At 51.5% G+C, this 23,232-nt stretch carries 21 protein-coding genes; 16 read left to right on the top strand and 5 right to left on the bottom strand.

All coding sequences use genetic code 11. The features are described from left to right. Positions 1 to 138 precede the first annotated feature (138 nt). From PsAD46_RS22740 to PsAD46_RS22725, 4 genes are all read left to right on the top strand, one after another. Positions 139 to 3,624, top strand: a complete 3,486-nt coding sequence (locus PsAD46_RS22740; RefSeq protein ID WP_063307934.1) for an indolepyruvate ferredoxin oxidoreductase family protein — start codon at positions 139 to 141, stop codon at positions 3,622 to 3,624. A 253-nt stretch (positions 3,625 to 3,877) separates the two neighbouring features. After that, positions 3,878 to 4,447, top strand: a complete 570-nt coding sequence (locus tag PsAD46_RS22735) for a TetR/AcrR family transcriptional regulator (RefSeq protein WP_057462566.1) — start codon at positions 3,878 to 3,880, stop codon at positions 4,445 to 4,447. A gap of 6 nt (positions 4,448 to 4,453) precedes the next feature. After that, positions 4,454 to 5,545 (top strand): efflux RND transporter periplasmic adaptor subunit, encoded by a 1,092-nt coding sequence (locus PsAD46_RS22730; RefSeq protein ID WP_063292752.1) that lies wholly within the window; start codon positions 4,454 to 4,456, stop codon positions 5,543 to 5,545. 24 nt (positions 5,546 to 5,569) lie between these two features. Next, positions 5,570 to 8,707, top strand: coding sequence for an efflux RND transporter permease subunit (locus PsAD46_RS22725; protein WP_063307933.1), 3,138 nt, complete (start codon positions 5,570 to 5,572; stop codon positions 8,705 to 8,707). A 283-nt stretch (positions 8,708 to 8,990) separates the two neighbouring features. Here the strand turns inward: PsAD46_RS22725 and PsAD46_RS22720 are convergent, their stop codons facing one another. Both PsAD46_RS22720 and PsAD46_RS22715 read right to left on the bottom strand, forming a co-directional pair. Further along, positions 8,991 to 10,013 carry a P1 family peptidase gene (locus PsAD46_RS22720; RefSeq protein ID WP_063292750.1) on the bottom strand — a complete coding sequence of 341 codons (1,023 nt, stop codon included), beginning with the start codon at positions 10,011 to 10,013 and terminating at the stop codon, positions 8,991 to 8,993. Positions 10,014 to 10,201: 188 nt separating this feature from the next. Beyond that, the gene (locus PsAD46_RS22715) at positions 10,202 to 10,651 is read right to left on the bottom strand and encodes a flavin reductase (RefSeq protein WP_244271768.1); all 450 of its coding nucleotides are present in this window, start codon (positions 10,649 to 10,651) and stop codon (positions 10,202 to 10,204) included. A 715-nt stretch (positions 10,652 to 11,366) separates the two neighbouring features. Between PsAD46_RS22715 and PsAD46_RS22710 the strand changes: the two genes are divergently transcribed. The 11 genes from PsAD46_RS22710 (at position 11,367) to PsAD46_RS22660 (ending at position 20,158) form a co-directional block, all read left to right on the top strand. Further along, positions 11,367 to 12,302, top strand: coding sequence for a branched-chain amino acid ABC transporter permease (locus PsAD46_RS22710; RefSeq protein ID WP_057462563.1), 936 nt, complete (start codon positions 11,367 to 11,369; stop codon positions 12,300 to 12,302). After that, positions 12,302 to 13,636, top strand: coding sequence for a high-affinity branched-chain amino acid ABC transporter permease LivM (gene livM, locus PsAD46_RS22705; protein ID WP_057462562.1), 1,335 nt, complete (start codon positions 12,302 to 12,304; stop codon positions 13,634 to 13,636). The genes PsAD46_RS22710 and livM overlap by 1 nt, the downstream gene beginning before the upstream one ends. Beyond that, the gene (locus PsAD46_RS22700) at positions 13,633 to 14,481 is read left to right on the top strand and encodes an ABC transporter ATP-binding protein (protein WP_057462561.1); all 849 of its coding nucleotides are present in this window, start codon (positions 13,633 to 13,635) and stop codon (positions 14,479 to 14,481) included. The genes livM and PsAD46_RS22700 overlap by 4 nt, the downstream gene beginning before the upstream one ends. Further along, positions 14,478 to 15,209, top strand: coding sequence for an ABC transporter ATP-binding protein (locus PsAD46_RS22695; RefSeq protein ID WP_057462560.1), 732 nt, complete (start codon positions 14,478 to 14,480; stop codon positions 15,207 to 15,209). Before PsAD46_RS22700 ends, PsAD46_RS22695 begins: the two co-directional genes overlap by 4 nt. A gap of 12 nt (positions 15,210 to 15,221) precedes the next feature. Then, the gene (locus PsAD46_RS22690) at positions 15,222 to 15,581 is read left to right on the top strand and encodes a DUF6867 family protein (RefSeq protein ID WP_057462559.1); all 360 of its coding nucleotides are present in this window, start codon (positions 15,222 to 15,224) and stop codon (positions 15,579 to 15,581) included. Positions 15,582 to 15,786: 205 nt separating this feature from the next. After that, the gene (locus tag PsAD46_RS22685) at positions 15,787 to 16,887 is read left to right on the top strand and encodes a branched-chain amino acid ABC transporter substrate-binding protein (RefSeq protein ID WP_057462558.1); all 1,101 of its coding nucleotides are present in this window, start codon (positions 15,787 to 15,789) and stop codon (positions 16,885 to 16,887) included. Between the two features lie 365 nt (positions 16,888 to 17,252). Then, positions 17,253 to 17,558: a lysozyme inhibitor LprI family protein gene (locus PsAD46_RS28470; RefSeq protein WP_208981980.1), complete on the top strand. Its 306-nt coding sequence runs from the start codon at positions 17,253 to 17,255 to the stop codon at positions 17,556 to 17,558. 6 nt (positions 17,559 to 17,564) lie between these two features. Then, entirely contained in the window at positions 17,565 to 18,119 is a 555-nt protein-coding gene (locus PsAD46_RS22675) for a hypothetical protein (protein ID WP_063289560.1), read from the top strand. 156 nt (positions 18,120 to 18,275) lie between these two features. Beyond that, on the top strand, positions 18,276 to 18,746 hold the full coding sequence (locus PsAD46_RS22670; protein ID WP_208981979.1) for an SRPBCC family protein: 471 nt from the start codon (positions 18,276 to 18,278) through the stop codon (positions 18,744 to 18,746). Positions 18,747 to 19,058: 312 nt separating this feature from the next. Then, positions 19,059 to 19,502, top strand: coding sequence for an AprI/Inh family metalloprotease inhibitor (locus PsAD46_RS22665; RefSeq protein WP_063307930.1), 444 nt, complete (start codon positions 19,059 to 19,061; stop codon positions 19,500 to 19,502). 50 nt (positions 19,503 to 19,552) lie between these two features. Further along, entirely contained in the window at positions 19,553 to 20,158 is a 606-nt protein-coding gene (locus tag PsAD46_RS22660) for an AprI/Inh family metalloprotease inhibitor (protein ID WP_063307929.1), read from the top strand. A gap of 11 nt (positions 20,159 to 20,169) precedes the next feature. On the opposite strand, the gene PsAD46_RS22655 is transcribed toward PsAD46_RS22660, so the two are convergent. Further along, positions 20,170 to 21,027, bottom strand: coding sequence for a LysR family transcriptional regulator (locus PsAD46_RS22655; RefSeq protein WP_063307928.1), 858 nt, complete (start codon positions 21,025 to 21,027; stop codon positions 20,170 to 20,172). 95 nt (positions 21,028 to 21,122) lie between these two features. On the opposite strand from PsAD46_RS22655, the gene PsAD46_RS22650 reads away from it, so the two are divergent. Continuing rightward, positions 21,123 to 21,503 (top strand): tautomerase family protein, encoded by a 381-nt coding sequence (locus PsAD46_RS22650; protein ID WP_063307927.1) that lies wholly within the window; start codon positions 21,123 to 21,125, stop codon positions 21,501 to 21,503. A 78-nt stretch (positions 21,504 to 21,581) separates the two neighbouring features. On the opposite strand, the gene PsAD46_RS22645 is transcribed toward PsAD46_RS22650, so the two are convergent. Together PsAD46_RS22645 and PsAD46_RS22640 are read right to left on the bottom strand one after the other, a co-directional pair. Next, complete coding sequence (locus PsAD46_RS22645; protein WP_057462552.1) at positions 21,582 to 21,911, bottom strand: hypothetical protein; 330 nt, start codon at positions 21,909 to 21,911, stop codon at positions 21,582 to 21,584. Positions 21,912 to 21,984: 73 nt separating this feature from the next. Then, positions 21,985 to 23,226 carry a VWA domain-containing protein gene (locus PsAD46_RS22640; protein WP_063307926.1) on the bottom strand — a complete coding sequence of 414 codons (1,242 nt, stop codon included), beginning with the start codon at positions 23,224 to 23,226 and terminating at the stop codon, positions 21,985 to 21,987. Between the last annotated feature and the right edge of the window lie 6 nt (positions 23,227 to 23,232).

The following is a 23,232-nucleotide window of genomic DNA, read 5'->3' as shown; positions in this document are numbered from 1 at the left end:
ATTTTTCGACTGAGTACGTATTTGTCGGTAGGATAGCACAGAAAGCACGCAAAAAAAGGATCACTATGGGCTAGGACGAAAGAATTGGTTTTGGCGGGGGGGACCGTCCACAGCCATGATGGGAGAGGAGCTCATTGAATGAACGTAAGTGTGCCACCGATCAGCTTACACGACAAATACACAGCTGAAACAGGCAATGTTTACCTAAACGGTATTCAGGCACTGGTACGACTGGCGTTGGATCGCGGTCGATTGGATCGTGCTAAGGGATTGAAAACAGGCGGTTTTATCTCAGGATACCGTGGTTCTCCAATTGCTGGTTACGATACGGAGCTTCAAAGATCACGTCAATATCTCGATCCGCTGGATATTCAGTTTCAGCCGGGAGTGAATGAGGAACTGGGCGCCACAGCAGTGTGGGGATCGCAAAAAGTCAGACAGCACGGCAAGGGCTCAGCCTTTGATGGCGTCTACGGTATCTGGTACGGGAAGGCGCCAGGTGTTGATAGAGCAGGTGATGTGCTGCATCAGGCAAGTGCTTCTGGAACCGACCCAAATGGCGGAGTTGTGGCACTTGCGGGCGACGACCATCTGGCAAAATCTTCCATTTTGCCCGCTCAAAGTGAGTTTTTTTTCCAGCACGCAGAAATTCCGGTTCTCAACCCGGCTGACATTCAGGAAGTTCTTGATTTCGGCTTACATGGGTTTGAGATGTCCCGTTACACCGGTCTGTGGAGTGCATTGATTTGTCTTGCAGATACGATGGATGCATCTGGTGTTGTTTCTGTTGATCCAAGGCGTATGTCATTCTCACGCCCTGCTGCGTTTGATCCGCGCAAGAATGCTGAGCTGAATCGTGTGCTCTTGCTCGGTAATCGGTTGGAGACAGAGCGTCTATTGCGTGACATCCGCATGCCAGCGGTTCTGGCGTATGCAAAGGCGAATCGTCTTGACCATGTTGCCTATGGTGCGCAAAAGCCGCGTATCGGTATGATTGCGACAGGCAAAGCATTCCGTGATTTGTGTCAGGCTCTTCGTCTGATGGGAATCACAGATCAACGGGCCAAGGAGATCGGGCTGGCGGTGTATAAGGTTGGTATGCCTTATCCGCTTGAGCCAACAGCATTTTCAAGCTTTGCGCGTGGTGTTGAAAAGATTCTGGTTGTGGAGCACAAGCGTGCGTTTATCGAGCCACAAATCAAAGAAATTGCCTATAACTGGCCGAGTGATCAGCAGCCGAAGATTCTTGGTAAGAAAGATGCGCAAGGAGAGCCTTTGCTCTCTGATGTTCTGGAGCTTTCTATTGATGAGATGATCCGTGTGATCATGAATTTCCTGCCTCAGGAATACGTCAATGACGAGATGCGTTCTGTCGCTGATTCCATGATGCGTCAGCAGATGTGGGCTCAGGGAAACGGCGAACTTGCAGCGCGTTCCCCTTACTTCTGCTCTGGTTGTCCGCACAATACGTCGACCGTGGTGCCTGAAGGGTCTCGCTCGATGCCGGGTATCGGCTGTCATGCCATGACCGAGATTAATGGCCGGACCACTGATGGTCAGATTGCCATGGGTGGTGAAGGCTCTTTATGGGTAGGTCAGGCGAACTTTGCGCGTGATGAGCATGTGTTTGCCAATATGGGAGATGGAACTTATTTCCACTCCGGTATTCTGTCGATCCGTCAGGCTGTTGCTGCTCGTGTGCCGATCACCTTCAAGATCCTTTACAATGACGCTGTTGCGATGACGGGTGGTCAGGAGATCGATGGATCTTTGACTGTGCCACAGCTCCTCAACCAGCTTCATGCTGAGGGGGTAGAGAAGGTTGTTCTGCTCAGCGAGACCCCTGAAGACTATTCTGGTCGCCAGGATCTTGCCGTTACCGAGCCTGTTCATCACCGCGATGATCTGATGAGCGTTCAGAACGAGCTCAAAGAGTTCAAAGGTGTTTCTGCGATCGTGTTTGATCAGACCTGTGCTGCTGAGAAGCGTCGTCGCCGGAAGAGGGGTTTGTATCCCGATCCGGATCTGCGTTTGTTCATCAATGACCGTGTCTGTGAAGGGTGCGGTGATTGTTCTGTCCAGTCCAACTGTCTTTCTGTTGAGCCTGTTGAGACGGTGTTTGGTGAAAAGCGTCGGATCAATCAGTCTTCCTGTAACAAGGACTTCTCTTGCGTGAAGGGGTTCTGCCCATCCTTTGTTTATGTGAAGGGTTCGAAACTGCGTCAGGCGAAACCTGCTGATTTTGCTCTTGATGAGTTTGTAAAGCAGCTGCCAGACGTTCAGTTGCTCTCTCTTGAGAACACTCGCAACCTGCTGGTGGCTGGTATTGGCGGTATGGGCGTTACGACCATTTCTGCGATTATCGCGATGGCGGCTCATATTGATGGGATCAAAGCATCTACGCTCGACATGACTGGCCTTGCTCAAAAGGGTGGACCTGTGACTTCTCACGTGCGCTTTGCTGCGGCGAGTGACACAATTGAAGGACCACGTGTACCGCCTGCACAGCTGGATGTGCTGATTGCAAGTGATATGTTGGTTGCAAGTAAGGCTGAGCAGCTTTCTCTCTATCATAAGAGCAGAACGCATGGCTTTGTGAATACAAACGTCACGCCGACTTCTGAGTTTGTGATGAAGCAGCAGCTTTCCTTTGATGAACATAAGATGAAGCGGACGCTGGAGCAGGGGACGCTTGATCTGAGAGCTCATGATCTGGCGAGTATTGCTGAGAAGCTGTTGGGTGATGCGATTTACACCAACATGATGCTCATCGGGTTGTCTTATCAGGCTGGTACTCTGCCGATCTCAGCACAAGCCATTGAGAATGCGATCTCATTGAATGGCGCAGCGGTTGAGAAGAACATCAATGCATTCCATGCAGGGCGTGTTCTTTACTCCAATCCTGATGCTATTTTTGCAGCTCTTCCACGTCAGGAAGCTGTGAAGGTGATGACGCTGGATGAGAAGATCGCCTTCTTCGCGAAAGAGCTTACCACTTACCAGAATAAATCCTACGCCAATAAATATCTCAACAAGATCTCCGAGATCAGAGCGCGGGATGAAGAGTTTGGTCCGGGCTCTCTTGAGGTGACGCACACTGCGGTTGAGATGCTTTACAAGGTGATGGCTTATAAAGACGAGTACGAAGTTGCGCGCCTTTATAGTGAGCCAGAGTTCCGTAAGAATCTTGAGGCTCAGTTTGCAGACCCAGGTGAGTTGCAGTTGATGCTGGCTCCTCCATTCCTGCCCGGTAAGCCGGATCCAAAGACGGGTCGCCCGCAAAAACGGGCGTTTGGTCCCTGGATCTTTAAGGCTTTTGAGATGCTTGTGTCTCTTCGCGGTTTGCGTGGCACTGCTCTCGATCCGTTTGGATATGCGCGGGAGCGTAAAGAGGAGCGGGCTTTGGTGAAGCAGTACCGGGATGATCTTTCATTGGTTGGCGGAAAACTCGGTACAGCGAACTATGGATTGCTTCGCGAGTTTCTCAACTTGCCTGATTCTATTCGCGGGTATGGTCCTATCAAGGACGAGAATCTGAAGTTTGCACAACTCAGACGTGAGGAGCTGCTTGGCAGACTTGAGGAAGACCCGACAACGGTCACCTTTAAAGAAGCTGCTGAATAAGCCTTCGTTATTGGCGGAAAACAAAGGATGCCGGCCCTGACAAGGGTCGGCATTTTGTGTTTCAAATCACAGTTACGTGATTTCATTCTTGATATGCGTTCTCCTACGGGCAGCTATCTCAATTTTCTCAAAATTCGAACTTGTCTTTTTTTAGGTCTTCCTCTAAAACCGACCGGACGGTACAAAAACCGACTGGACGGTACAGAAACCGACCGGTCGGTACAGGCTCCGGTTAGAGGAGAGGGATACCAGCGTGGAAACAACAGCTGAACATATTCTGGATGCAGTCGAGCGTCTGGTTTGCATTGAAGGAACTCGTAAGCTGACCATTGATGCCGTGGCGGCTGAGGCCGGCATGTCCAAAGGCGGGGTGCTTTACAATTTCCGAAGCAAGCATGAGCTGTTGCTGGGGGTGATCCGCAGAGTTGTTTCTGAGGTTCGCGAACGGACTTACACGCTGAGCGACAAGTTGACAGAGCAGGGAGTAGCCTGTCCCATTTTGCGGGCCAGCTTCCAGATCTACAAAGAATACAGAGAGAAGACCGCTCCGAAAGCGTTGTTTGCTCTTGCTGCTCAAGAACCTGAGTTGATTGCTGAATTTCAGGAGATGAGTGCTGAATTTGGAAGAGCAATCAACTGTGAGGTTAGTGACCCGGTTACGGGGCATATGTGTTTGCTCATAATAGACGGGCTTTATTATCGCCAAGCGCTGGGTATTGAACAAAACAGCACTGGTGAAATTGATGAACTTATTGATCGCGTGTTGGAAATCACCTCCCAGAATAACCGGTACGCCGAACTGAACGCTGAAGCTGGAAACTAAGGTAAAATGCAGAAAATAAGCGGAAAAAGTAGAATAGGACGCCTGAGTGCTCCTGTTTTTGTTGGGGCACTTGCTCTGCTGCTTGCAAGTTGTCAGGAGCAGGAAGTTGTTGAAGCGCCGAAAACGGTTGCTCCTCGTCCTGCTCGTGTCATGGTCGTTTCTGAGATTGATGATCTCTTTACGCGTAACTTCACTGGTCGTGTCGATGCGGTTCAGACCGTCGATCTGGCCTTTCGTGTGTCTGGTCAGCTTGTTGAAATGCCAATCATTGAAGGGCAGCGTATTGCAAAAGGCGATCTGATTGCGGCGCTTGACCCAACTGACTACGAAAACACTGTTCGTGAAGCTCAGGTCAACTTTGAACAAAAGAAGAAAGACCTGAAGCGCTTTGAAACGCTGAAAGACAAGCAGGTTATTTCTGAAGGTCAGTACGACAATGCAAAAACAGCATTTGATCTTGCCGAAGTGACCCTTGATAAAGCCAAGCAAAACCTTGGTTATACGAAGATCGTTGCGCCTTACGATGCAATCGTGACCTCTCGTTCGCTTGATAATTATGCGATCATCAGTGCTGGTACCAGCATTGCCCGGTTGCAGGATGTGAGTGAAGTTCGCATCGATATCAACGTGCCTGAAACACTGTTTGCTCAGGCGACTGAATCTTCTGTTCTAAAGATGACTGCTGAGTTCCCTTCCCATCCGGGTAAGGTATTCCCATTGGAATATCGTGAGCACAGCACAGAAGCAGACAAGGTTGCTCAGACCTATCGTGTGACTTTGGCGATGAATAACGATGATGGCTACAACATCATTCCTGGCATGACTGCGAGCGTAAAAGTTAAGCTCAATGGTCTTGATAAGTCTCAGACCACCGCCTTCTTCGTGCCGACATCTGCAGTTGGCTCTTCTCCTGACAAGAGCCCGTATGTGTGGGTTGTTGATGAAAGCGAAAAGCGTGTTGGTCGTCGTAAAGTTTTGCTCGGAACTGTGCTTGGCAGCTTCATTCCGGTGCTTTCCGGCTTGAAAGACGGCGAGATGATCGTAACGGCTGGTGTGAGCCACCTGAGCGAAAATCAGCTGATCGTGCCTAAGCTGTAAGAGTAGCGTCTAGGAGTTATTGATATGGATATTGCACGCTACTCGATCGAGAAGCCGGTCAATGTCTGGATGGTTGTTCTGATTGCTCTGCTTGGGGGCATTTGGGCTCTGGGCGGCATTGGACGACTGGAAGATCCGGCATTTACCATTAAAGAAGCGCAGGTGATCACCTCCTATCCGGGTGCCAGCGCTGCTGAAGTTGAGGAAGAAGTTACTGAACGGCTGGAAAGTGCCATTCAGCAGATGCCTCAGCTGAAAGAAGTTCGCAGTACCTCTGAACCGGGTCTCTCCCGTATTCAGGTGGAAATGAAAGACACCTATGATGGCACTGAACTGCCGCAGGTGTGGGATGAGCTGCGTCGTAAAGTAAACGATGAAGTGGCAGACCTGCCAAATGGTGTTCGCACTCCCGTTGTCTATGACAGCTTCGGTGATGTGTTCGGCATGTACTATGCTCTGACGGCTGATGGATACTCCAACCGGGATATCCGTAAGACCGTGAAAGAGCTGCGCCGTGAACTGCTGACTGTCGATAACGTTGCTAAGGTTTCTATTCTTGGTGAGCCTGAGGACGAGATCATCATTGCGATGGATCAGGACCGGTTGGCGCAGCTGGGAATTACCATTGCAGACGTGCAGAATGTGCTGAATGCGGAAAACGCTATCCAGGCTAACGGTACGACCGTATCCGGTGATCTGCGCATTCGTATCTCGACAGTTTCTGCCTTTGACAGTTACCGTAGTATTCAGGATCTTGTGATCGGTAATCCGGGTTCTACAGCGATGGTTCGTTTGTCTGATGTGGCGACGCTTTCTGTGCAAGAGCCTGAAAATCCGAAGGTTCTGGTTCGTCATAACGGCCAGCGCGCGGTTACCCTTGGCGTTGCTGCTGTTGAAGACACAAACGTTGTGGCCGTTGGGCAAGACGTTGAAGCGCATCTGAATGACTTGCGTGCGAACCTGCCTGTTGGCATGGAAGTCATCCCTATCTACGAACAGCACAAAGTGGTTGATCAGGCCGTTGGTTCCTTTGTTTGGAACCTTGTAATGTCTGTTTCCATCGTGATTGTGGTGCTCGGCATCTTCATGGGCTGGCGTGCTGCTGTGGTGGTTGGCTCGGTTCTGTTGCTGACCGTTTTGTCAACGGTCCTGATTATGAAGCTGGGCAGTATTGAGCTTGAGCGTATTTCGCTTGGTGCGCTTGTTATTGCCATGGGTATGTTGGTGGACAACGCCATTGTTGTTGCCGAAGGTATGATGATCAACATGCAACGCGGTATGCGGCCTATCAAAGCTGCGTCGACCGTTGTTGAGCAGACGAAGTGGCCACTTCTGGGTGCGACTGTCATCGGCATCATGGCATTCTCTGGTATTGGTCTTTCCAGTGACAGTACCGGTGAGTTCATGTTCTCGCTGTTTGCTGTGGTTGGCATCTCCCTGTTGATGTCCTGGTTGTTTGCGATCCTTGTTACGCCGCTGTTTGGTAAGTACTTCTTCAAGATGGCTGCCATCTCCGGTGATGAGCATGATCCTTACCGCGGCTTCATGTACACCATGTTCCGTAAGATCCTGGTGCTGACGCTGAAACTGCGTTGGTTGTCTCTGGCAGCTCTGATCGGTGTGACTGTGGTTTGCTTCTGGTCTTTCCAGTTTGTTGCAAACTCCTTCTTCCCGAATTCTGCGACTCCGCTGTTTTACGTGAACTACTGGTTGCCGCATGGTACCGACATTCACGCGACTGCGCGTGATATGGAGAAGCTGGAAAACGAGATCCTGTCTTTGCCAGGTGTCGTTTCAACCAACTCCTTCATTGGTCAGGGTGCAACCCGCTTTATGCTGACTTACTCAGCTCAGGACGGTAGCTCCAACTATGGTCAGGTGATTGTCCGGACTGAAAACACTGATGTTATTAATGATCTTGCATTGAAGATCCGTGCGTTCGGTGTTGCCGAGTTGCCTCAGGGACAAGTGTACACCGAGCGTCTGGTGTTCGGTCCGCCGTCTGGTGCTGATGTTCAGGCTCGTATCACTGGTCCGGATGCTGACGTTCTGCGTGCTATCTCTGAAGAGATGATCCAGATCTTCAAGGATCCTCAGTACCGCTTGAGTGATGTTCGTACCGATTGGCGCGAACGTGAGCTGGTGATGCATCCGAAGTTTGATGAGCAGCGAGCTCGTATTGCTGGCATCACGAGACAGGACCTTTCTACTGCGGTTCAGTTTACCTCTGATGGTATCCGTGCAGGCGACTATCGTGATCTGGATGAAGACATTCCGATCATCGTGAAACGTAAGCGCGGCGAAGGTGAGACTGCGTCCGAAGCCCTTATAAACACACTGGTTTGGAGTTCTCAGCAGCGCAAGTATGTGCCGATTGATCAGGTGACTTCCGGCATCTCTACTGAAGCTGAGGATACTTTGATCCGTCGTCGGGATCGTGTGAAGACGTTGAGTGTGCTTGGGGCGAGTGCTCCGGATGAGTTGGCGTCGGTTGCTCATGCTCGAATTCGGGGTGCGATTGAGAGTGTTCCGCTTCCTGATGGGTATTCCATGGAATGGGGTGGTGAGTATGAGAACTCTCAGGATGCGAATGCGTCGCTGGGTAGTAAGGTACCTGTTACCTTCCTCGTAATGATTGTTATCTCCATCCTGTTGTTCTCTAAGGTGCGGGAACCACTCATCATCTGGCTGATTGTACCGATGTCTATCAACGGTGTTGTGATTGGTTTGCTTGGGACAGGTATGCCGCTTGACTTCATGGCGATCCTTGGTGTGTTGTCGCTGTCAGGTATGTTGATCAAGAATGCGATCGTGCTTCTGGAAGAGATCGACCTGCAGTTGGAGCATGGTGGAGACCGGTTTGAAGCTGTTGTCAGCGCAAGTGTTTCTCGTTTGCGTCCGGTGTCTATGGCAGCGATCACAACGATCCTTGGTATGGCTCCGCTGATTGTTGATCCGATGTTCGCGAGTATGTCTGTGACTATTATGGGTGGTCTGACGTTTGCGACGCTGCTGACATTGCTGGCTGTTCCGCTGCTGTTCATCATCTTCTACCGCATCCATCCAGGTGAGGGTGCAGGGAAAGGTAAGGCAGAGAACTCTTTGAAAGAGCTGGAAGAAAAACCTTCCGTTGATCAGAAGGCTGAGCCGGAACCGGCTTAAGAAAAGGCCTTCCCGGTTACCTAAAACCGGGAAGGCCCATGAGATAAGCAAGGGGCGGCGTATATTTACCGCACACTCCGTCCTTTGCTCCCCCGCGTCGCCTCTGCCCCCAACACCAGAGGCGGCGCATCTTTTTTGCCTTCACGGCACTCCCCACAACAACTTGATCAGGCAGTTTGCGCGAATTTGCGTTGTTTTGCGCAATTCAGCGTTTTTGTGCGTTGGTTCGCGTTGCTATGTGGATCTTTACCTTAACGGAAATTGCGGAATACGGAATTCAAATCTACCGTGATCCGTGTTGACACTTCCAAGTTGGTACAGTGTCACCCGGGTACTTTGAGGCTGAGTAGACTCCGCGGGCGATGGCACGGGAGACTGTCTGAGCTGCGTATGCGCCCAGTTCCAGCAATTCGACCATTGGTTCCTGCATTTTTCGTTTGCCGGTAGAAATCACGAAGAGCAGGTCGCCGTCCATTGGGGTGTGTGCTGGCCAGAGGGCGCGGGCGTAGCCGTCGTGGGCGGCTGTGGCAATGCGTTTGGCTTCTGACTTGGTCAGGATCAGGTCCGTTGCGACAACACCGATGGTGGTGTTTGTGTTCGGGGATAAGTCGATTGTGCCAAGCGTGAACTTGGTTTGCACGGTGCGGTCCATGCCAGGCATTTCAGTTGGCCAGCCCAGTCCGCCGAATTCTTCGTTCTGTTCGCTTGGAGCTGCCCAGAAGTAGGGCGTGTCGCCAATTGTGGTGCGGCCCAGTGCGTTGACGGCGATTAGCGCGCCGACGGTGCCGCCGCGGGGGAGGGCGAGGGAGGCTGAGCCCAATCCGCCTTTCAGATCAGCGGTGGTTGCTCCGAAACCTGCGCCTGCAGTGCCGAGTTCGAATTCGTCGGCTGCATTGTCGACGGCCTCGATGCCCATTTCGCGATAGATTGGATTTCTGCCCCACGATTTATCCCCTCCGTTGAGAAGGTCGAATAGAATGGCTGTGGGGGTAATTGGTATGACAGCACTGCCAACACTGAAACCTTTGCCGAGCTCTGCCAGCCGAACCTGTGCACCGCTGCCTGCATCCAGTCCGAATGCTGAGCCGCCTGACAAGACGAGCGCGTCAATGGCATTGACGGTTTGCTCCGGCTCCAGCAAGGCAACGTCACGTGTGCCGGGGGCTCCGCCCATGATGGCGACTGAGGCAACGGCTTGCTCGTCGGGAATGAGAACGGTGACACCTGATTTGGTCTTTTCGCAATGAGCGTTGCCGACCTTCAATCCCGGAACATCGGTGATCAGGTTGCGCGGTGTTGGGGACATGGTGTTTCCCTAATTTATTATTAAAACGTACAGGAAGCGCCTTAGCGATGAAAAAACGCAGGGCACTCTAACTAATTGTCTTTATGCATATCTTGGTTTGAAAATCTGTAGGCCCTTTCGGGCAAAGATATGTCCGAAGTCCCTGTTTCAAGATAAATCTATTCCGAAAACTGGAATAGGGAACACCCTTAGACTGAATGGTAATTTCGGTCGAGGTAGATCAGAGCGGGTGCAAATTCACCCAGACGTGCAGCGACCACTTCACCAAATAGAACTGAATGGGTGCCGACTTCTGTTACTTCTTTGATATGGCAATCGAAACTGACACGTGCACTTTCCAGAACAGGACTTCCTGTTGCCAGAGTGCCCCAGCTTCCTTTTGCAAAGCGCTCTTCCATTGGCAGGTCGCCCTGGCCAGCGAAGACGTTCGACAAGTCTGTATGATCATGAATGAGTGTGTTGATACAGAACACGCCGTTGTCTTTGACGATCTGATTCACCTTTGCGCTGCGGTTGAGGCAGACAAGCAAGGTGGCGGGATCATCAGAGACGGAACACACAGATGAAACGGTTGCGCCAATGCGCCCTGCAGGGCCAGCACTGGCCAGCAAATGAACAGAAGCGCCTAAACGACTCATTGCCTCTCTAAATTCATGCGAGGCGAGACTTTTATTCGTATTTTCAGTTGGCGCCATGGTTAAAGCTGTCGTCATCCAGTTCGTTCCAAGATATTCCCACAGGTATGATCTGTGTTTCACACTGTACAATATTCATTAGTACTTTTCAGTCGCCCAAAAACGACAGGTATTTGAAATAGAGTAGTTATAGCCATTTGCTGAGAAAAGCTAGTTCTACTGCGAAAAACTGATTAATATACCAAAGGCTATATTCTAGTTTTAGACGCACATTTTGCTGTTCCGGAATTTTCATTGAAAATTGAAGGCCCAACAAGGTCTTCACGCACGGGCAAATTGGAAATCTTCAAAAAATCCTGGGTACCATCTTGCAGTTTTTGTCCGGATATGGTCAGTATACAACAGCTGTGATATATTACAGAATAGGGAAGAGGCTTTCTACGGATGAGGAAAATTCACGTATGGGTTGTGGTGCTCTGGTCTCAGAGACTGTCCTAGTGGATTGTCGGGAGTAGGAATAAGTCCAGATTTTGGATTGTATGAAATAAAAATGCGCCTGACGCGTATAAAGAATAGGAAAATTCCAAAATACGGACTTATAAGTATGGGTAATATACTTACAGGTCGGCTTACCATAAAATATTTGGGGTCTGAATTCGGAGGCATTCAGACTGGACAGCAACTAAAAGCTGATCTCATGCGGGGAACAAAATAAAACATGGATTACTTTCTCCAACAACTTATCAATGGTGTGACGCTGGGGTCCATTTATGGTCTCATTGCCATTGGCTATACAATGGTCTATGGCATTATCGGCATGATTAACTTCGCCCATGGCGATATCTTCATGGTCGGATCTTTCGTTGCACTTATTCTAATTGTTGCACTTGGCATTACAGCCGCTACACCGGTGCTTCTTTTGATTTTGGCTCTGGCCCTCGTTCTTGTTGTGGCCATGGCTTTGACTGCTGTTTGGGGGTGGACAGTAGAGCGCATTGCCTATCGGCCTTTGCGCGGATCATTCCGTCTTGCACCGCTGATTACTGCAATTGGTGCATCAATTGCTCTTCAGAACTTCGTGCAGGTTTCTCAAGGTGCCAAGAATAAGCCATTGCAACCTCTCTTTTCCGGCAGCTTTCAGCTGACTGATGGTGGTGCAGATGGTTCTGGCTTTATCGTAAACCTGTCTTACATCCAGATCTTGATTGTTGTGACGACGGTCATTTTGATGGGTGGCTTTACTTATCTCATCAACAACACCAATCTGGGCCGCTCTCAGCGTGCTTGTGAGCAGGACCGGAAGATGGCGTCCTTGCTGGGTGTGAATGTTGACCGCACAATCTCTCTTACCTTTGTGATGGGTGCGTCTCTGGCTTCGGTCGCAGGTCTGATGTTCCTGCTGTATTACGGTGTGGTAGATTTTTACATCGGCTTCCTGGCTGGTGTGAAGGCCTTTACCGCTGCGGTTCTGGGAGGAATCGGATCGCTGCCGGGTGCAATGCTGGGTGGATTGCTGATCGGGCTTATCGAGACGTTCTGGTCTGGCTACTTCTCCGTTGAGTACAAAGATGTTGCCGCGTTTTCGATTCTGGCGATTGTTCTGATCTTTATGCCGGAAGGACTTCTCGGCCAACCTGAGGTGGAGAAGGTCTGATGCAAGCGAGAAAAAAAGACAGCTTGCTTGTTGCAAGTGTAAAAGACAGTTTGGGTGCTGCGGTTATTACGTTCGCCCTTGCCTGTGTCATGGTTGGTTTGCGCGTTGATGTGGCGTCAGGCCGCGGCGCGGAGCTGTTTCTGGAACACCGCTGGTTAGCGGTTGCAGTTGCAGTACTTGTTGTGTTCGCTGGCCGTCTCGCCATGAACATCTTCTTCTGGAAACGGGAAGACCCGCCGTCTCTCAACCTCTCTGGCCTATTGCCAAAAGGTGGATTGGGAGGAGGCTCCTCTAATGTGCTTAAATATGGCCTGGTCGTTTTGGCTGTTGCGCTTCCATTTGCGCTGATGTTCTGGCTCGGTGCCCGTGGGTCGCGTCAATATATCGACCTTGCTATTTTGGTGATGACCTATGTGATGTTGGGCTGGGGCCTGAACATTGTGGTTGGTTTGGCTGGATTGCTGGATCTGGGCTATGTGGCGTTTTATGCGGTTGGAGCTTACTCCTATGCATTGCTCGCGCATTACTTTGGCTTTTCCTTCTGGCTCTGCCTGCCGCTTGCCGGTATTCTGGCAGCGTTCTGGGGTGTCATTCTCGGTTTCCCGGTTTTGAGGCTTCGAGGTGACTACCTTGCCATTGTGACGCTTGCGTTTGGTGAGATCATTCGTGTTGTGCTGCTGAACTGGTATCAGTTTACAGGCGGACCAGATGGTCTTTCCGGTATTCCACGCCCAAGCTTCTTCGGGTTGGAATTTACCCGTGGTGAAGGCGGGTTTGCGAGCTTCTTTGGTCTGGATTACAGCAGTATTCACCGTATCATCTTCCTGTACTACCTCATCTTTGCAATGGCCTTGTTCACGAACTTCGTGACCATGCGCTTGCGCCGGATGCCGATTGGTCGTGCATGGGAAGCTTTGCGTGAAGATGAGATTGCCTGCCGGGCTCTTGGTATCAACACAACGAATACCAAACTGACAGCCTTTGCTCTTGGTGCGATGTTCGCTGGCTTTGCAGGGTCCTTCTTTGCAACGCGTCAGGGCTTCATCTCTCCTGAGAGTTTCACCTTCCTTGAATCTGCGATCATTCTTGCGATTGTGGTTTTGGGTGGTCTTGGCTCACAGATTGGCGTGGTGATTGCAGCGATTGTGATGATTGGTGGCTTTGAATTCTTCCGTGAGTTTGAAGAATACCGCATGCTTGTCTTCGGTATGATCATGGTGGTTATCATGGTTTGGAAACCGCGTGGATTGATCTCAAGCAGAACGCCAAGTGTGGCGCTTTCCAGAAACGCTAAGGGCATCTCTGCCGATCTCGTTCAGGAGGGCCACGGATGAGCACCTGGGACAACAACCCTGTTCTGAAGGTTGAGCACCTGACCATGCGCTTCGGCGGATTGACGGCGATCAACGACCTGAGCTTCAACATTGGGCGTGGTGACATTACTGCGCTGATCGGGCCAAATGGTGCGGGTAAAACCACAGTGTTTAACTGCATCACCGGTTTTTATAAGCCGACTGAAGGCCGTCTTGTCATGAACCGCTCCAATGGTGAAAAGCACCTTTTGGAACGGATGGCAGACTTCAAAATTACGGCGGACGCGAAAGTTGCCCGTACGTTCCAGAACATCCGTCTGTTTGGCGGTATGACCATTCTGGAAAACCTGATGGTGGCACAGCACAATCCGCTGATGGTTGCTTCCAACTGGACCATTGGTGGTCTGCTGGGGCTTGGTGGTTACAAAAAGTCCAATGTGGACGCGATTGAAACTGCCAAGTACTGGCTGGAGCGCATTGATCTGATTGATCGTGCGGATGCACCTGCGGCTGATCTTTCCTACGGCGATCAGCGCCGGCTGGAGATTGCCCGTGCCATGTGTACCGGCCCTGAACTTCTTTGTCTGGACGAACCAGCTGCTGGTTTGAACCCGAAAGAAAGTCTGGAGCTGAACAATCTGCTTCAATACATCCGCAAAGAGCATGACACTTCGGTTGTTCTGATTGAGCACGACATGTCTGTTGTTATGGAAATCTCCGACCACGTTGTGGTGCTGGATTACGGCGTGAAGATTTCTGATGGCTCTCCTGAGTTCGTCAAAAACGATCCGCATGTGATCGCGGCGTATCTGGGGGTTGAGGATGATGAAGTCGATCAGGTTGAAGAGGAGGTGGGCATAGCATGAACGCTCAACAACCACTCCTGAGCATTCGCGGAGTTAAAACCTTCTACGGCAAGATTCAGGCACTGCATGGTGTTGATCTTGATGTGTATGAAGGTGAGATCGTGACGCTGATTGGTGCGAACGGTGCAGGGAAGTCTACTCTGATGATGACCGTTTGCGGCACGCCGCAGGCTCGTAACGGGTCTGTGACGTATTGCGGTGAGGACATCACCTACAAGCCAACCTACGAGATTATGCGCACCGGTATTGCTCAGTCACCAGAAGGTCGCCGTATCTTCCCACGCATGACGGTTTTAGAGAACCTGATGATGGGCGGTATGGTTGCCGGGAATGAGCATTTTGAGGAAGATCTGCGCCGTGCGTTTGAGCTGTTTCCGCGTTTGAAAGAACGTCAGCAGCAGCGCGGTGGGACTCTGTCGGGCGGTGAACAGCAGATGCTGGCGATTGCCCGTGCCTTGATGAGCCGTCCGCGTCTTCTGTTGCTGGATGAACCGTCTCTGGGGCTTGCTCCGATTATCGTGTCGCAGATTTTTGATGCGATCCGTGAGCTGAACCGGGCTGACGGTTTGACCGTATTCCTTGTTGAGCAGAATGCGTATCACGCACTCAAGCTGGCTCATCGGGGATACGTGATGGTCAACGGTACAATCACCATGACCGGCACCGGTAAGGAGCTTTTGTCTCGTGAAGAGGTGAAGGCAGCTTATCTTGAAGGCGGCGCGCACTAAGGAGGCGAAGAGATGGGTATTCTTTATGGCAGCTCGATGCCTGCCTTTATCATGCTGGTTGTTGTTTTAGGCGGTCTGGCTGCTGCTGCGACGGGGCGTTCTATTGCGACCACGTGGCGGCCTTTGCCGATCCTGTTCTGGTTCATCTTCCTGTTGTCATTGGCCATGCGATTCTTGTCGTTTGCGCTGTTTGAAGAGCCTCTGCTTTCCATTCAGTACCTGGTGGTGGATTACGCCATTCTCATCGGGATTGCGCTGGCGAGTTATCGCATGACACGGACTAAGCAGATGGTGACGCAGTACAGCTGGCTTTATGACAAAACAGGTCCCTTTGGCTGGAAGCTGAAGCCAGGCCAGCAAGATAATTACTAATTCGCAAAATTACTTAGATAATTGTTGCGCATTCGGTCAGTTCTGGGTCACACTGGTGACTGGCTAGGCATCCAGATGATGAGTACGGAGAGGTCTCATTGTCGGAAGCATTGAGCAGGCGAGGGGTTTGCCTGCTCTGGTGGGAGACGATTGCGTTTCCCGCTCAATTTCAATTGAGAAATGCACCTGACTCGGGGAGTTTTTTATGAAAAAGTATCTTTTGGCAAGCGTTGCCGGTGTTGCTGCTATGGCAATCTCTGGCGCAGCTATGGCTGAAATCACTATTGCTACTGCAGGCCCAATGACTGGTCAGTACGCATCGTTTGGTGCGCAGATGAAAGCTGGTGCTGAACAGGCTGTTGCTGACATCAATGCTGCTGGCGGTGTGAACGGCGAGATGCTTGTTTTGGAAGTTGGCGATGATGCATGTGACCCTAAGCAGGCTGTTGCTGTTGCCAACCAGATGGTTGGTAAGAACGTAGCCTTCATGGCTGGTCACTTCTGCTCCGGTTCTTCCATCCCAGCTTCTCAGGTATATGCTGAAGAGGGTATCATCCAGATCACTCCAGCATCGACCAACCCGAAGTACACTGACGAGCGTCCAGGACCTGGTACCTACCGTGTGTGTGGCCGTGATGACCAGCAGGGCAGAGTTGCCGGTACGACGCTTGCGACTGAGTTCGGCGGTCAGAACATTGCTGTGATCCACGACAAGACTGCTTACGGTAAAGGTCTTGCTGATGCGACTAAGGCTGTGATGAACGCTGCGGGTAAGCAGGAAGCGCTTTATGAAGCTTATACCGCTGGTGAAAAAGATTACACCGCGCTGGTTTCCAAGCTGAAGTCTGAAAAAGTCGACGTTCTTTACGTTGGTGGTTACCACACTGAAGCTGGTCTGATGAAGCGTCAGATGGTTGATCAGGGCATGGACACCATTCTGGTTTCCGGTGATGCTCTTGTGACTGATGAGTATTGGTCCATCACTGGCCCGGCTGGTGAAGGCACACTGATGACCTTCCCGCCGGACCCACGTAACAACGCTGAAGCTGCTGCTGTTGTGGCTGCTCTTGAAGCTGCTGGCAAAACCACTGAAGGCTACGCACTTTACACCTATGCTGCGATCCAGACATGGGCGAAAGCTGCGGCTGAAGCTGGTTCTACCGACTATGATGCAGTTGTAGAGAAGCTGAACGCTGGCAAGTTCGACACCGTTCTTGGTGAGCTGTCCTTCAACGAGAAGGGCGATGTGTCTCTGCCAGGTTACGTTTGGTACGAGTGGAAAGACGGTTCCTACGGTTACCGCTAAGATTTAAAGCCTGAGTTTATTCAGGTTTTGTGAGGGTTCCGGGGCGATGCTCCGGGACCCTTTTTTGTTGGAGTTTAGGGAGGTTGGAAGAGCCCTATTAAGGTTGAATGCGCTCTGTTCTTATTGGCTACTTCTGGCTTAAGGTTCCGCGCGTACACTGGCGCCTTGTTTATTGAAGGTGCCCAATGATCATTCGATGTTTGGTGTTGATTGCATTTCTTTGTTCTTCCGGCGCAGCTGCCGCGCAGGGGTCTAACACGCCGCGACCTGAAGAAATAAAGGCGTTTCATGAGTGCCTGCGAAAAGGGGGGCTTGTGTTCAACGACAGAGTTCAGTGCATTGGAAAGGACTTTGAAACTTGCGCCATGAAGTTGCAAGACCAGACCAGCATGGGTATGCGAGAATGCTACTCGCGCGAAACAGCCCTTTGGGAAAAGATGATTTTGAATTCTGAGAAGGAGTTGAGGCGGAATGAGAACAAGCCCACGAAGACCATGCTTGTTGAAGCTGGTCGGAACTGGAAGGCCTTTCGCAACAACACCTGCAATATTCCGTATGCCATGAACCCGAAGGGAACGCTTGCTCCTGTTCTGGGCATGGAATGCTACAACCGTTTAACCGCGCTTTGGGCGCTACAGCTTTCTGAATTTGCGACACCATTAGGGAACTAGGACCATATGAGATTATGGGTATGTGTGATTGTCTTTTCAGTTTTTGGGGTTGGCTCCGTAGAGGCGGCCCAGCAGGTTGACCTGCCACTTTGTAAAGCAGGGGATGGCAAGACGCCTGTCCCGCGTTGGGAGGTGACTGCAATGCCTGTTGACGTGCCTGCCGGCGAAGAGGCGAGGCCGTTTGCTTACAGTGTCACCGCTCCACCACCTGCCTATCATGGTCTGATGGGGCATCTAAGGGTGAAGCTGGGCAATCTGGATGAACAGTATTGTTCTGCTTTGCGTGAGGAGCTTACCCAGATCAAGACCAGTACTGGGCAGTCTACACCACTGGTTATCGAATGGCTGGTTGATGACAATGGCCCGCAGGACGCAGTGCGCTCCCTGGACTTTTACGAGCTGCCTGAGTTTGTGCAGGATGGATGCTGGCTGGATGGTGTCTATCAATTTGTTGCGCTTGGTCACTCAGGTGTGGAAGCCGACCAGTACATGCTGAATCTGGTCCCTCTTGAGGCAATCCAGGAATCCGGATCCTTTTGTCGCCCTGTCCAGGAAGGGTGATCTGCGTTTCAGTCCTGTGCAACTTCCCTAAAGCGTACTTGCGTTTATCGAAGCCCATTTTCGCCTATTTTTACTCGTGAACCGAGTTTCCCTTTTGAGAAAAGCGAGTAGGATTGGTTATCTCTTACGCGATGGCATAAAGGGGCTGTGAGCCAGATGATTACCCATGACACGATAGAGATCAGTGCTGTGCTGGAGGCATCTGCTGCGGATGTGTTCTCAGCATGGGAAGAGCCGAAGGCCCGGATGGTGTGGGGAGTGCCTTCCGATGATGAAGCCATTGAGTTTCTTGAAAATGATTTTCGCGTTGGTGGTCTAGATATTCATCAGTGCGGTCAAAAGGGCGATTTACGGTTTCGCGTTGAGACACGCTATCATGATATCAGAGCTCCGGATTGCTTGCTGTTTACAGAGCTGGTTTCAACCAGTGATATGCTGTTGAGCGTCTCTTTGATCGCTGTTGTCATGGAAGAACAAGGAGGTGCTACCGAGCTTCGCGTGACCATACAGGTGACGTCGATGGTCGGCGCGGACATGATTGAAGCAACGCGCGGAGGCTGGCAGGCTTCTCTGGCTCAGCTGGCGGGGTATCTGGAGAGCTCAAAGCGCGAGAACTCGGAGGTGTGATTGCCTCAGGAAGATGCTTTCTGTGGCCCTGTCAAAGAAGGGTGATATCCCGCTCGCAGTATTATGGTGCACCTTCTTTGTAATTATCTGAAATGCAGTATGTATTCATAGTGTTGACTGTTGTGATGCGTATGAGGAACTCACTTTAATAGTGAATACTTCAGAGTTTGCCCTGTTCAAATCACCTTCAGATTTACTAGGTTAAATTATCAATTTAATTCAATTTTACTATATTGGGAAAATTGGTGGAGTGGGTGCAGGCAGCAAGTGTGGGGCGTTTGAGTGCTTGTCTGTGCATGATCAGAGGTATTCATGCGGTTCAAAACCTTCATTATTTCAATAGGTTTTGCAGTGGCAGGCTGTGTGCCGAACTATGTCGGCGACGCTCCTGATCTCACTGAGGCGGCGGTTAAAAATTCTAACGCAAAACCGACAGTTGTGAGCGCTCAGAAAACGGCTGAAGAGCTGGCAACTGTTGTTGTGCTTGCAGGCAAATGGTCTGTGATGCGCGGTGAGGGGCAAAACCCGTGCGCACTTCAACTGAAAATAGCACAGTTTGGTGGAAATTATGCAGCAAGTTCTGTGTGTTCCGGTACGCCAAATGTATGGGCGTGGAATGTGAGGCAGGACGCTCTGGTTCTGTTCGATCACAGAAATGAAGTGATCGGGTCCTTTCATGAAAGCGGGAATGGCCGCTGGGAGGAAGCGCAAGAAGGTGGGGCCCCTGCGCTTGGTCTTGTTCGCCTGGGAAACTGACAAGACGATAGATTACAGAGATTTGGGGCGTATTCTTTGGGGGGAATGAAATGAAGAGGTTTATTGTTGTCGGGAGTTTGCTGGCGCTTGCAGGTTGTCAAAGTGCCGGGGGAGGTGCTGGACCCTATGCTGCGCCTACGCCTGCTGCGCAACCGCCTGCCAATGCTGCTTCCAACCAGAGTGTTGTCGCGCAGGAACAGACTACGCAAAGTAATATGGAAACTAAGGCAGATGGCACTGTTGTCACAAAGACGACAAGCAGTTCAGCTCAGGCGACTGTTGATCCAGGTACTGCGACGGCGTTTCTGGCTGGTGTGGTTGCAGCTGCAGCTCTTGGAAAGAAAGAGGAACGCAGTTCGCAGCCTATTGTGCAGGTGAAGGATATGGTTGGTGGCTGGACCGTTTATCTCAACTCTGATGAGCGCGTCTGTGAGCTGACACTTGGCACAGAACCTAAGGATGATGGGTACTCTGCCAGTTTCAATCACTGCATGGATGGGGATCTGTTCTTTGTGTCCAACTGGCGCATGAAAGGGCAGGAGCTCGTTTTGTTTGACAACTTCTCCCGCGCCAAAGGCAGTATGCGCATGACAGAATGGAACCGCTGGGAAGGCCAACTGGCAAGCAACAGCAAACCAATCACCATCGCGCGGTAATTGAACCTGGCTTAGTCTGGCACTGCGCTTTTGAGGGCAGTGGTGAGTGCGGTGACCGCTTCGTTCGGTTTTCCGCTGCGAACTCTTGTATGCAGCATGATTGGCAGGGCGGGCAGATCAGGTAGGCCGAGCTTTTCTCCCACATCAATTGCGCCAATTGGCAGCATACGGCGGGTGAGGGCTGCTACGCCCAAACCGGCCATGACGGCGGCTGATACAGCAGTTACGCCGCCGCCAATGAAGACCTCCCTCCATGGAATATCGGCCTGATCGAGCAGGTGTCCGGCCATGATGCGCACGCCGCAGGGTTCCGGCATGGTGGCAACGGGTAGGGGCTCGTTGGCGCGAGGCTGCCAGTCTTGCGAGGCAAACCAGCCGAACTTCTCATTTGCGATCAGCTTGCCATCTTCTCTGCTTTCGTGCTGGCGCACAATCACTGTGTCGAGTTCCTGCCGGTCAAAGCTTTTTAGCAGGTCGCCTGAGGAGCCAATCCGTATTTCAATCAGGAGTTCTGGATCCTGTGCGTTCATGCGGGCGATCAGCATTGGAAGTTCTGGTCCTGCAACATGATCACTGATGCCGATGGTCAATCGCTGACGGGCATTGGTGAGGGAGGCCAGTGCATGGTCGTGTTGTTTTAAAAGTTCCCGCGCATGTTCTAGAAACGTCACGCCTTGTGCAGACAGCTGCACGTAGCGAGGGGTTCGCTCTATGAGCTGGCAACCTAACCGCTTCTCCAGCCGTTTCAGCTTCAGGCTTACAGTTGATTGGGTCGTCTGCATGGTCTCAGCAGCCTGAGTGAAACTGCCAAGTTCTGCAATTTTAACAAATGTGCGCACTGCGTCGAGATCAAGAGAGCGATCAGTCATTTATAGCTTCAATATCTGATATAGTTAGTCATTGTATATTCAAATATTAAAGTCGCGTCTAGAGTTGCCTCAGCGAACCAGAGGAGGAAACGCTGATGCCACTTGTTCATATCTCATTGCGGTCAGGAAAATCTGATGTTTACCGGCAGGCGATTTTTGATGGTGTTTATCATGCCATGCGTGATGCGCTTGAGACGCCAGAGGATAACCAGTTTATGGCGATTACAGAGCATACCAGTGCCAATTTTCGGTTTGGCGGCTCATATCTTGATATTGCCCGCAGTGAGGATCTGGTTTTTATCCAGATTACGCTCAACAACACCCGCAGCTCCGCGCAGAAGAAGGCTCTGTTTCAACGCATTGCCGAGCTGCTTGGAGATAAGCCTCAAATCCGGTCAGAGGATGTCTTTATAAATTTGATTGAGGTGGAAAAGGAGAACTGGTCGCTTGGCAACGGCATTGCTCAATACGCGTGACACCATTGCCTTTCATGGTGAATTTGAAAGCCAATGAAGGAGGTGACAACGCTGAGAGGCGTCTGATGCGTGGGTGTATCAGACCTGCTTGTCCATGATTTCTGCTGGAAGGTGGGCCATCCATTTGCGGCGGATTGCTTTTTCCAGATCGAGATCATTGCGGTCTGCATAAAGCAGAAGGTGGGCCAGCAGGTCTGCTGCTTCATCTTCCTTTTGCATATGTAGTTCTTTTGGAGTTGCTGAACCGGAACGGCCGCGGCGGGTGGCCTTCAAATGGGCTGCCGTCAGCTCTCCGAGCTCTTCCTGAAGTTTCGCAAGATACCAGATCTCGTCACGGTTGATGTTGAACCGTTTGGCGTAGATTGCTGATACTGTTTTTACAATGTGCAGAAGTACTTTGAATGTCATCGGATCTGACAGAAAGGTTGGGCTTTCTGCGTGGTCTCACGCAGGCGAGCCGAAGGTTTGAGCAGGATGTGTGCTAGAGGAATCTCTTGGTGGCATCATATGAACTATTTATGCGCTTGTCATTCAAGGCGAGGCAAAGATCTTTGACTGCATCCATGGAATGGATTGCCCGAAACTCATCGGTATGCGGCAGTATTGCCTGAATTCCGCGTGCTTTGGCCTCAAACTTGTCGTAGCGCAGCAGCGGATTGAGCCAGATGAGCCGTCTGCAAGATCTGTGGAGACGGTCCATCTCAACGGACAATTCATCATAAGCTTCCCGTTCCAGCCCATCCGTGATGAGCAGGACGATTGGTCCGCCGTGGCAGACACGTCTGAGCCAGGTGCGGTTGAAGGTTTGCAGCGAGCTGGCAATGCGGGTGCCGCCAGACCAATCCTCGACCTCATCCGTACAGGCAGCGAGGGCCTCATCAGGGTCTTTCATACGCAGGGCACGGGTGATGTTGGTTAGCCGTGTGCCAAACAGGAAGGTGTGGGTTTTGCGCTTTTCTGACAGAGCATGCAGGAAGTGCAGCATGATGCGTGAATACTGACTCATACTACCGGAGATATCGCAGAGGGCGACCACGGGCGGATGAACCTGCGCGGGCGCTTTGTGCTTGAGATCTATGATGGAGCCGCCCGCCTTGAGCGTGGCGCGCATGGTTCTTCTGGCATCCACCTGTTTGCCCAGAGTGTGCGAATGGACGGGTTTGAAGCGACGGGAACGGACCTGATCTGCTGGCATGGTGAGGCGGGCGAGGGATCTGCGTGCTTCCGCGATCTCCTCAGCTGACATCTGGGCGAAGTCCTTCTTTTGCAGGACTTCCTTTTCTGAGACGGTAAAACGGGCGTCTACCTCCACCAGTGGTTTGGTTTCTTTGGCCTCGCGCTGCTTGTTGGCCTCAAAGGCATTGGCGACGCGGGATTGTGCAGCGCGTGGCTTTTCAGGCTCTCGTTGTCCGGCAGGGGCGACCGGAGACAGCAGCGCCAGCATCTTTTCAACGAGGCCCTTGCTTTGCCAGTAAAGGCGGAAGGCTTCGTCGAAGACCGGTTGCTGGTCGCGTTTGTGGACGAAGACGGAATGCAGGGTCCAATAGAGGTCCTGCTTGTTCTCAATGCCGTTGATGGTGACTGCGCTCACTGCATCCACCACAGAAGATGGGCCAGCAGGCAGGCCCGCTTTGCGCAGGGTTCTGGCAAAGTGGACGATGTTTTCGGTGATGCGCCCGTGTGGGGGGCGCTGAGATGGAGCGGGGGTGAGCGTGTCCTGCATCAGGCA

This window comes from Pseudovibrio sp. Ad46, from assembly GCF_001623065.1.
GTDB lineage: Bacteria > Pseudomonadota > Alphaproteobacteria > Rhizobiales > Stappiaceae > Pseudovibrio.
The sequence above is the reverse complement of the archived record's forward strand: the minus strand, read 5'-3'. Positions and strand labels throughout refer to the sequence as shown.